The sequence below is a fragment of the Streptomyces boetiae genome (genome assembly GCF_031845405.1).
GTDB lineage: Bacteria > Actinomycetota > Actinomycetes > Streptomycetales > Streptomycetaceae > Streptomyces > Streptomyces boetiae.
Genome location: NZ_JAVREN010000094.1, coordinates 1 through 4,601, shown reverse-complemented (window position 1 = coordinate 4,601; position 4,601 = coordinate 1). Strand labels below are relative to the sequence as shown.

Genomic DNA, 4,601 nt, shown 5'->3' with positions numbered 1-4,601 from the left:
CCCTGGCCCACGGCCCCGTCACCAACCGCCCCCTCCCCCACCACCCCCACCCCAACCGGCGACCCCACGCCCAACGGCTCCCCGGACGGCGAGCCCACCAACGACGCCTCCCCCGGCGGCACTTTCCCGAGCTTCCCTACGCCGTAACGACGCCCCGGCCTCCCGGCCCGGCCGGCAGACGGTCCACGGCCAAACCGTGCGAAGCACAATGTGACGGCCGCCATAAAAAAGCAGGCTTGATTGATTGTATGTGCGGCTCGTACCGTCGGGACGTGTCCGTGCCCATGACAGCCACCGCACCCCCGGCCACGGGCCGCCGCACGCAGGACGAGCGGCGGTCCCGGACCCGCGCGCTGCTGCTCGACGCCACGGTCGCCTGCCTCGTCGAGCTGGGCTGGACCGGCACCTCGACCACCGAGGTCGCGCGGCGGGCGGGCGTCTCGCGCGGCGCGCAGCAGCACCACTACCCGACCAAGATGGCGCTGGTCGCCGCCGCCCTGGAGCATCTGATCGAGGCTCAGCGGCGGTCGTTCGAGGACGCGTTCGCCGCCCTCCCGCCCGAACAGCACAACGTCCGCGGCGCGTTGGACCTGCTGTGGGACGTCTTCCGGCAGCCCCCGGCCAAGGCGTTGCTCGAACTGGCCATCGCCGCCCGCACGGACGAGGAGCTGCGGGCGCTGTGCCGGGACCTCAACGAGCGCATCCCGCGCGTGATCGTCTCGACCTTCGACCGCCTCTTCCCCTCCAGCACGGCGCTCCCGGCCGACGCCGTGCCCACCCTGCTGCGGGCCGTGTACGCGCTCTACGTCGGCCTGTCGGTGCAGAACGGCCTCGACGACGACGCGCACGGCCACCAGCGGGCCGTGCTGACGCAGTTGAAGACCGCCGCCCGCCTCCTCATCCCCGACTGACCCGGCCAACGCGACCAGCGTCACCGCCCCCACCGCCGCGATTCACCCCCCGCACCACCGCAAGGAGCGTCCGAGATGACCGAAGTCCCCGCCGAACTCGCCGAGGAAATGCGCAAGCAGGTCAAGGACCGCAAGTCCTACCTGGGCGTCATCGAGCGCCTGAACAAGGCGTCGGTGGAGAAGCACTGGGAGGCGTACGCCGACATACCCTGGGACGACCCCGACTTCCTGGTCGACAAGAACGACCCGCGCTGGGTCCTGCCCCCCATCGACCGGCTCGGCCAGACCGAGTGGTACCGGTCCCAGCCCGTGGAGATCCAGGCGCAGATCGGGCTGTGGCGGGTGGCCACGGCCATGAAGATCGGCCTGCAGTTCGAGAACCTCCTCAAGCGCGGGCTCCTCAACCACGCCTACTGGCTGCCCAACGGCCGCCCCGAATTCCGGTACGTCTACCACGAGACGACCGAGGAATGTCACCACGGCATGATGTTCCAGGAGTTCGTCAACCGCACCAAGATGCCCATCCGCGGCATGCCCAGGTCGCTGAGCCTGATCGCGCAGATCTCCCCGCTGATCCCGCTGGTCAACACCGAGTTGTTCTTCGTCTTCGTGCTCGGCGGCGAGGACCCCATCGACTACGTGCAGCGCAGGTCCCTCAAGGGCGGGCACATCAAGCACCCGCTGGAGGAGACGATCATGCGCATCCACATCGCGGAGGAGGCCCGGCACATCTCCTTCGCCCGGCACTACCTCAAGTACCGCGTGCCGCGCATGCGTCCGTTCCGCCGCCGGCTGCTCGGCCTGCTCACCCCGGTCATCCTGGGCGCGATGGCCCGCATCATGCTCTCCCCGCCCGGGCCGATGGTGCGGCACTTCCGCATCCCGGAGGAGGTCGTGCGGGAGGCGTACCACAGCGAGGCCGGGCAGCAGGAGATCCGCGAGTCGGTGGGCAAGATCCGCGACCTGATGGCCGAGCTGGGCGTCATCACGCCGGTCAACCGCCAGCTGTGGAAGGCGTTCGGCATCTGGGAGCGGCCCAAGGCACGCGGCGCCGCCGCCCGGGCGGCCTGAGCCGTGGGCAGCCGGGAGCCGGCGCCCGGGGTCGCCACCCGGCCGAGGGCGCAAGGCGCGCCCGCCCGGTGGGCCGAGGCGCGCGCGGAGGCGCGGCGGGCCTTCGGGCGCTGGGTGCGGCGCAGGGCCGGGCGAGGGGCGTGGGTGCCGGGCGGTGTCCGGGGCCGTTACCCGGAGGCCAGGGGCGTCGACCGTCCGGCCTGGCCCTCCCGGCGCTGAGGCGCGGGGCGTTCCCGGCCCCCCGGCCCGGACCGCGGGTCAGGCGCGGTCCGGGCCCCCTCGGGTCAACGCCCCCCGACGGGCCGGTCGTTGGGCGAACGTCCGTCGGCGGGCCGGTCGTTGAGGAACGCCCCTCACCCGGCCGGCGACGGGCGCACGCGCAGCGGGACGGCCGCTGCGGCGAGCAGGGCCATGGCCGCCAGACCCAGGAGCCAGACCCCGCGGAAGCCGTCGACGGCCGCCTCCGCCGTCGCGGGCGTGCCCAGGATGCTGACGGCGAGGGCCACGCCGAGGACGGCGCCGATCTGCCGGTTCATGGTGGTGATCGCCGAGCCGGTGGCGAAGCGCTCGGGCGGCAGCGAGGCCGCCGAGGCGCCGATGAGGGTGGGCAGGGCCAGGCCGACGCCCAGGCCCGTGAGCAGCATGCCGGGCAGCAACTCGGCAGCGTAGGAGGGCCGTTCCCCCGCCGTGGCCAGCCACCACAGGAGACCGGCGCCGAAGGCGGCCGACCCCAGCCACAGGACGGGCGCGGCGCCGAGCCTGCGGGTGAGCGCGCCGGTGGCCAGGGTGACCGGCGGGACGATCAACGGCCCCGGCGCGACGGCGAGTCCGGTGGCCAGCGCGGAGTAGCCCCACACGTCCTGGCACCACAGGACGGCGGTGAGCAGCATCCCGGCGAAGGCGACGGTGAACAGCAGCGCGCCGGTGTTGGCGGCGGCGAACGCCCGCACGCGCAGCAGCGGCAACTCGACGACGGGCGCGGGGTGGCGGGCCGAGCGCCACAGGAAGGCCGCGGTCGCCGCCGCGCCGGCGGCCAGGCCGCCGAGGGTTTCGGGCCCGGTCCAGCCCCCTTCCTCGGCGCGGACCAGGCCGACCGCGAGGGCGCCGATGCCCAGGGTCAGCAGCGCGGCCCCGGCCAGGTCGGGGAAGGGCCCGGCCTCGGCGCGCGGCAGGGCGGGCAGGGCGCGCAGGCCCGCGGCGAAGGCGGCGAGGCCGAAGGGGAGGTTGATCAGGAAGACCCACCGCCAGTCGGCCTCCACGAGCAGCCCGCCGGCCACGGGCCCGAGCCCGGCGGCGATGCCGCCGACGGAGGCCCACAGCCGGATGGCGCGCGGGCGGCCCTCGGCGGGCGTGGCGGCCAGGAGCAGGGCGAGCGAGGTGGGCATCAGCATGGCGGCCCCGGCGGCCTGGACGGCGCGGGCGGCCACCAGCGTTCCGACGCCGGGGGCGAGCGCGCAGGCGGCGGAGGCGGCGGTGAAGACGGCCAGGCCCAGCAGGAAGACCTGCCGGTGCCCGTAGCGGTCGGCGAGGCGCCCGGCGACGACGAGCAGGGCGGCGAAGACGATGGCGTAGGCGTTGAGCACCCAGGACAGGGCGGCCAGGGTGGTGTCGTAGTCCTCGTTCATCACGGGCAGCGCCACGTTGACGACGAAGAGGTCGAGGTTCGCGAGGAAGACGGCGGCGGACACCACGGGCAGCACGCCCCGGGGCCGCACCGGGGCTCCGCGGCTCGCGACGGCGACTCCCAGTCCGTTTGAATTTCCAACTCGGTTCACGGCACAGCAGCGTAGGCCCACTCAGTTGGAAATCACAACCCACTCGTCGGCGGGGCCCCGCCCCCCAGCACCCACACCAGCAGCTCCGCCCCCTCCGCCCCCGCCTCCGCCGGCGTCTGCGGCTCGGCGGTCAGGCGGGCCGCGTCCCCCGCCTCCAGCGGGGCGGAGCCCAGGGCCGCCGCGCCCCGCGCCACGTGGACGTATGCCCGGGGCGCGGCCGGGACCGCCGCCCGCTCGCCGGGGGCCAGGCGCAGCACCCGCAGCGCCGCGTCCGTGCGCGGCAGCGCGTAGGGCGTCCCGGCGCGCAGGCCGCGCACCACCTCGTACTCCGGCGCGCCCCCCGCGCGCTCGGGGATCAGCCACATCTGAACGAACGCCAGCGGCCCGGCCCCCGCGTTCCGCTCCGCGTGCCGCGTCCCCTCCCCGGCCGTCAGCCGCTGGAGGTCGCCGGGGCGCAGCACCGTGGCCCGCCCCGCCGCGTCCTCGTGGGTCAGCTCCCCGGCCAGCACCCAGGTGACGATCTCCACGTCCCGGTGCCCGTGCGCCGCGAACCCCGCGCCCGGCGCGAGCCGTTCCTCGTTGCAGGCGGTGAGCGCGCCGAAGCGGAGGTTGTCCGGATCGTAGAAGCGGCCGAAGGAGAAGGCGTGCAGGGTCTCGATCCCGGCCCCGGGGTCTCCGCCCCGGTAGCGCCCGGCGGAACGCGTCACCTGAAGCATGCGCCCCACCGTATCCACCACGCCCGCGCCCCGCCCCGGCCCCTGCCGCCCCCTCTCTCCGCCCCCGCCTTCCCCCTGCTTTCGCCCCCGGCTTGTATGGCCCCTACGGAAATGAGGCAGGCTGGACC

4 protein-coding genes are annotated in these 4,601 nt (G+C 74.9%); 2 read left to right on the top strand and 2 right to left on the bottom strand.

The window, feature by feature from the left end; genetic code table 11:
* Positions 1-272: 272 nt before the first annotated feature.
* Entirely contained in the window at positions 273-911 is a 639-nt protein-coding gene (locus tag RM780_RS27495; protein ID WP_311633625.1) for a TetR/AcrR family transcriptional regulator, read from the top strand.
* A 75-nt stretch (positions 912-986) separates the two neighbouring features.
* Positions 987-1,982, top strand: coding sequence for an AurF N-oxygenase family protein (locus tag RM780_RS27490; protein WP_311633624.1), 996 nt, complete (start codon positions 987-989; stop codon positions 1,980-1,982).
* A gap of 353 nt (positions 1,983-2,335) precedes the next feature.
* Here RM780_RS27490 and RM780_RS27485 read toward each other — a convergent pair whose 3' ends face one another.
* Complete coding sequence (locus tag RM780_RS27485) at positions 2,336-3,697, bottom strand: MFS transporter (RefSeq protein WP_311633623.1); 1,362 nt, start codon at positions 3,695-3,697, stop codon at positions 2,336-2,338.
* A gap of 92 nt (positions 3,698-3,789) precedes the next feature.
* Entirely contained in the window at positions 3,790-4,473 is a 684-nt protein-coding gene (locus tag RM780_RS27480) for a pirin family protein (RefSeq protein WP_311633622.1), read from the bottom strand.
* Positions 4,474-4,601 lie beyond the last annotated feature (128 nt).